Source organism: Streptomyces sp. NPDC002403 (genome assembly GCF_053593015.1).
The window spans coordinates 1-1967 of sequence record NZ_JBSFBQ010000147.1; the positions used below are offsets into that span (position 1 = coordinate 1).

At 68.8% G+C, this 1967-nt stretch carries 1 pseudogene; it reads left to right on the forward strand.

From position 1 onward, the window contains the following. A pseudogene (locus tag ACWCPY_RS43210) lies at positions 1–1685 on the forward strand (hypothetical protein); the annotation flags it as partial. Between the last annotated feature and the right edge of the window lie 282 nt (positions 1686–1967).

Consider the following 1967-nt stretch of genomic DNA (forward strand, 5'->3'; position numbering starts at 1 on the left):
CCTGGGGACCCCACGACGCACAGGAATCCCTCACCCTCTTCCACAACTACACAGGCGACCACTACAACGGCAGCCACACCCCAACCCAGAACCCCACCACCCCAACCCAGAACCCCCCCACCCCGACCGGCCCACCCGCCCCGACCGGCCCACCCGCCCCGGCGCAAGGAGCAAAGCCCCCGGCAGCGCCGGACCTGCCCGCGATGCGGGAGGAGGACCTGGGCCGGCACAGCACCACCCACCTCCCGCCCATCGAAGACCTCGCCCGCACCATCCGCCAACTGGCCGGGCAGCAGAAACGGGTCGGTGTGCACCTCGACGCCCTGACCACTCACCTCAGCCGGACACAAGATGAGATCAGGGGCGTCCTCGAGGCCAACGGCATCAGCGTCAAGCCACTCAAACTGTTGTTCGGCGATGAGCGGCGCGAACGGCTGGGGGTGCGGGTGGATGCCCTGGGCCGGCACGGCATCACCCACCTCCCGGCCATCGAGGACCTCGCCCGCACCATCCGCCAGCTGGCCGCGCAGCAGAAACAGGTCGGTGCGCACCTCGACACCCTGGCCGCCCGCCTCGGCCTGGAGGAAGGCGTGATCAGGGGCGTCCTTGCGGCCAACGGCATCAGCGTCAAGAAACTCGGCCTGCGGTTCGATGGCAAGCGGCGCGAACGGCTGGGGGTGCGGGTGGATGCCCTGGGCCAGCACGGCCTTGCCGGAGACGGGGCCCAGGAACTGCCCCCGGACGCCTCCGCCGAGCCGGGCAGGACAGCACCGCAGGAGACCACGGACCCGGACAGCCCCAACCGGACCCACCACCGCGCCTCTCTTCCGCCGGCCGCCGGGGACCTCGCCCGCACTCCCCGCGACCGGGCAGCAGCGAACCACCAAGACGGTGTGCACCCCACCAACCACACTCCACACCAGGACAACCCCGCAGAAACCACCCCCGGGACCACCGCCCCGACACCCTCCGCACCTCTCCCCGCCCCCGGGGCCACCGCCGCCGGCACGACCAGCGAGCAGGTCTTCGCCGCACTGAACCCTACAAGGCCGGCAGCAGCCCGGGACAGCAGCACGGATCTACCCGCCACCTCCCGGGCCCCGGCCCCGGCCCCGGCAGGGGACGACCAGACTCGCTACCCCGCCTCCCCCTCACTGACCATCGAGGACATAGCCCGTACTATCCGCCAGCTGGCCGGGAAACGGGCCGGTGTGCACCTCACTGACCTGGCCACCCACCTCAGCCAGCAGGACAAATCGGCCGTCCACCTCCCCCAGATGAAGGACAGGATCAGGCTCATCCTTGAGGCCAACGGCACCATCATCCAGATACTCGAGCTGCAGGTCGACGGCAGGCCGAGCCAACGGTTGGGGGTGCGGGTGGATGCTCTGGGCGGGCATGGCCTCGCCCACCTCCCGACCATCGAGAACATCGCCCGCACCATCCGCCAACTGGCCGGGGAACGGGCCGGTGTGCACCTCGCCGACCTGACCACCCACCTCCGCGGCTTGCCGGAACTCGAGCACCTCGGCCTGCAGGAATTCGACATCAGGAACGTCCTTGCGGCCAACGGCATCACCGTCAAGAAACTCAACCTGCAATTCGGCGGCAAGAAACGCAATTGGCTGGGGGTGCGGGTGGACGACCTGGGCCGGCACGGCCGCGAAGGGGAAGGTGCCGGGTAGGACACACCGCCCCGAGATACCTCCGACGAGCCCAGCGAGGAACAGCCGGAAGAAATGACGGACCCGACCGCCGCCACCCACCACTAATCTCAGTGCCGGTAACTTAGGGCGTGCAGAGAATCAACGTGTTGCTTCCCGCTCTGCGGCTCGTTGATGTGGTATGCGCATTTCCGAGTCGATCCGTGATCAACTCGCCCTGAAGTTTGCAGTGTTGTTCCCGCACCTCGACGAGCGGCAGCGGCGTCTGCTGATGGCAACCGAGGCCCGTTTGCTGGGCCATGG